The 2,352-nt window shown below is 76.7% G+C and carries 5 protein-coding genes and 1 pseudogene; 5 read left to right on the plus strand and 1 reads right to left on the minus strand.

Features of this window, described 5'->3' with window-relative positions:
* A pseudogene (locus ABZ371_RS31775) lies at positions 1 to 162 on the plus strand (enoyl-CoA hydratase/isomerase family protein); the annotation flags it as partial.
* A 37-nt stretch (positions 163 to 199) separates the two neighbouring features.
* Here ABZ371_RS31775 and ABZ371_RS31780 read toward each other — a convergent pair.
* Positions 200 to 898: a hypothetical protein gene (locus ABZ371_RS31780; protein WP_358686223.1), complete on the minus strand. Its 699-nt coding sequence runs from the start codon at positions 896 to 898 to the stop codon at positions 200 to 202.
* 94 nt (positions 899 to 992) lie between these two features.
* Between ABZ371_RS31780 and ABZ371_RS31785 the strand changes: the two genes are divergently transcribed.
* From ABZ371_RS31785 to ABZ371_RS31800, 4 genes are read left to right on the plus strand one after another with little or no spacing between them, the layout of a single operon-like run.
* Complete coding sequence (locus ABZ371_RS31785; RefSeq protein WP_358686226.1) at positions 993 to 1,487, plus strand: Asp23/Gls24 family envelope stress response protein; 495 nt, start codon at positions 993 to 995, stop codon at positions 1,485 to 1,487.
* A 32-nt stretch (positions 1,488 to 1,519) separates the two neighbouring features.
* Positions 1,520 to 1,711, plus strand: coding sequence for a hypothetical protein (locus ABZ371_RS31790; protein ID WP_358686228.1), 192 nt, complete (start codon positions 1,520 to 1,522; stop codon positions 1,709 to 1,711).
* Positions 1,708 to 2,070 carry a hypothetical protein gene (locus ABZ371_RS31795; protein ID WP_358686230.1) on the plus strand — a complete coding sequence of 121 codons (363 nt, stop codon included), beginning with the start codon at positions 1,708 to 1,710 and terminating at the stop codon, positions 2,068 to 2,070. Before ABZ371_RS31790 ends, ABZ371_RS31795 begins: the two co-directional genes overlap by 4 nt.
* Positions 2,057 to 2,314 carry a hypothetical protein gene (locus ABZ371_RS31800; protein WP_358686233.1) on the plus strand — a complete coding sequence of 86 codons (258 nt, stop codon included), beginning with the start codon at positions 2,057 to 2,059 and terminating at the stop codon, positions 2,312 to 2,314. Before ABZ371_RS31795 ends, ABZ371_RS31800 begins: the two co-directional genes overlap by 14 nt.
* The last annotated feature ends 38 nt before the right edge of the window (positions 2,315 to 2,352 follow it).

A 2,352-nucleotide genomic window follows, 5' to 3' on the forward strand; every position in this document is an offset into this window, starting at 1 on the left:
CGTGACCTGGCCGCCGCCCTGCTCGCCGCCCCGCGCGACGCGGTCGTCGAGACCAAGGCACTCCTGAGCGGCGCCGCCTCGCGTACGTACGAGGAGCAGCGGGCCGCCGAGCGCGCCGCCCAGGGCCGCCGGCTGCGCGACCTCGCCGGCGTGACCGACTGAGACCGCCGCGACCGGATCCGCCCGCCGGCGGGTCCGGTCATCCCCGGTCCGGGGCCACCACGGCCGTGACGAGTACCGCGACCGCCGGACGGCCCTCCACCGCCGCGGCCACGGCCTCGCGCACCGCTCGGGCGACGTCGAGCGCCCTCTGGCCCCGGGCCGTCGCCAGCTCGACCCGGACGTGCCCCGGGCCCGAGTGCACCGGGCTGCCCAGCGCGCGGGTGTGGAAGGCGACTCCGGGGACCCCGGCCGCCGCCGCCGCGGCGGCTCCCTCGGGTTCGGCCGGGTGCGCCTCGGCCGGCTCCGGCGCGGGCCGCCCGGGTTCCTCGTCCAGCAGGCCGGTCACCCGCAGATCCACCTCGTCGACCGCGAGGCCCAGCCGTTCGGCCGCCTCCAGCAGGCCCGCGCGCAGTGCGTCCGCCGTGGCGGGCAGCGGCCGCCGCGCCGTGGCCGCGAAGTCCGCCTCGATCCGCAGCGGCCCCGGTGGCAGGGCGCTGGGCGGCCCGGGCACCACCGGTTCCGTCGCGCCGTGCGGGCCCGCCGGGGCGATCCTGAGCGTACCCAGCACCGCCCCCGCACCGGCCACGGCGTCGCGCAGGAACGCCGCCGCGGCCCGTTCCGCGATCCACGACCCGTCGGCGGGGCCGCCCAGAGGGAGCAACCGGCCCAGGTCGAGCCGCCGGCGTACCGCTGCGGTCCATCCCTCGGCCCGATGGGGAGTGTCAGCCGTTGTCATTGCCCCAGCCTGCCGTATCCACGGCGCGAAATGGGGCAAGCACACCTAATGTGGGCATAAGAAGTGCAACCCTGCCCCGAAGGGAAGAGCGGCGATGACCGAGAGCCCGCAGCGGAACCGGCCCGACAACCCCACAAGCCTGTCCGGCGGGGACGACGGCCGCCAGAGTCAGCTCACCAAGCGCGGCGGGGGAGCCCCCGCCTCCCGCGGCCGCACCACCATCGCCGACGGCGTGGTCGAGAAGATCGCCGGAATGGCGGCACGTGACGTCGGCGGTGTCCACGCGATGGGCAGCGGCATGTCACGCACCTTCGGCGCGGTGCGCGATCGCGTCCCCGGCGGCGGCAAGTCCGTGACCCGCGGCGTCAAGGCCGAGGTCGGCGAATCGCAGGCCGCCCTCGATCTGGAGATCGTCGTCGAGTACGGCGTCGCGATCGCGGACGTCGCCGGTGACGTGCGGGAGAACGTCGTCGCCGCGGTCGAGCGCATGACCGGTCTCGAGGTCGTCGAGGTGAACATCGCGGTCAGCGACGTCAAGCTGCCCGACGAGGAGGACGACGACGAAGACACCGGGTCCCGCGTGCAGTAGTCCTCCCCCCCCGAGGCAGTTGAGGAGCACAGATGAGCATGGCTGTGGTCGGCCTGATCGCCGGCATGGCGCTCGGCTTCGCCGGGTACTTCGGCGGGTTCGGCGCGTTCCTGCTGGTCGCCGCGTTGGGGGCCGTCGGTTTCGTCGCCGGCCGCTTCGTGGACGGCGACCTGGAGCCCGGCGACTTCTTCCGGAGTCGCGAGCGCGGCGACCGGCGACGGTGACGGCGGTGACGGGCCGGGTCGCCGCCGCCGGCCGCGGTGAGACCCGGATCGCCGACCGGGTCGTGGCCAAGATCGCGGCCCAGGCCGCCAGGGAGGCGGCCGGCGAGCCGCCCACCGGAGGCGCGCCCCCGCGTGCCACGGTCACCGTGCACCGGGAGACCGCCCGTGTGCGCGTCAGCCTCGAACTCGGCTACCCCGGTGACATCGGCCGTCGGTGCGGGGCGGTGCGGCGCCGTGTCGCCGAGCGGGTGAGGGCACTGGCGGGTATGGAGGTCCCGGAAGTGGCGGTGCAGGTCGAGCGGCTGCACCTCGCCGAAGCGGGCACCGCCCCGGAGGGAGCGTCGGATGAGCGAGCCTGAGAACCCGCCGGGCCGGACCGGTGAGCCCCATGACCCGTCGGACAGCACTCGGCGGCTGCCCACGACCGGGCAGGGCGAGTCCGGCGAACCGGACACCGGCCGGTCGGGAGGCGGGTCCACCTACGAGGCCGCGCCGGCCGCCGGCCGGACGGGCGGCCGGGCCGGCCGCGTGTGGGGCGAACGGCGGGTGGCGGCCCGCCAGCGGGCCCTGCTGGTCCTCCCGGGCGCCCGACGCCCGCTGTAAGAACGGGGGGGCGGCCCCCCCCCCCACCCCGCCCAGGG

Source organism: Streptomyces sp. NPDC005899, from assembly GCF_040629645.1.
Lineage (GTDB): Bacteria > Actinomycetota > Actinomycetes > Streptomycetales > Streptomycetaceae > Streptomyces.

Bases quoted from the DNA above. Each gene is read 5' to 3' on its own strand.
- ABZ371_RS31800 (WP_358686233.1), top strand. From the start codon at position 2,057: ATGAGCGAGCCTGAGAACCCGCCGGGCCGGACCGGTGAGCCCCATGAC.
- ABZ371_RS31790 (WP_358686228.1), top strand. From the start codon at position 1,520: ATGAGCATGGCTGTGGTCGGCCTGATCGCCGGCATGGCGCTCGGCTTC.
- ABZ371_RS31780 (WP_358686223.1), bottom strand. From the start codon at position 898: ATGACAACGGCTGACACTCCCCATCGGGCCGAGGGATGGACCGCAGCG.
- ABZ371_RS31785 (WP_358686226.1), top strand. From the start codon at position 993: ATGACCGAGAGCCCGCAGCGGAACCGGCCCGACAACCCCACAAGCCTG.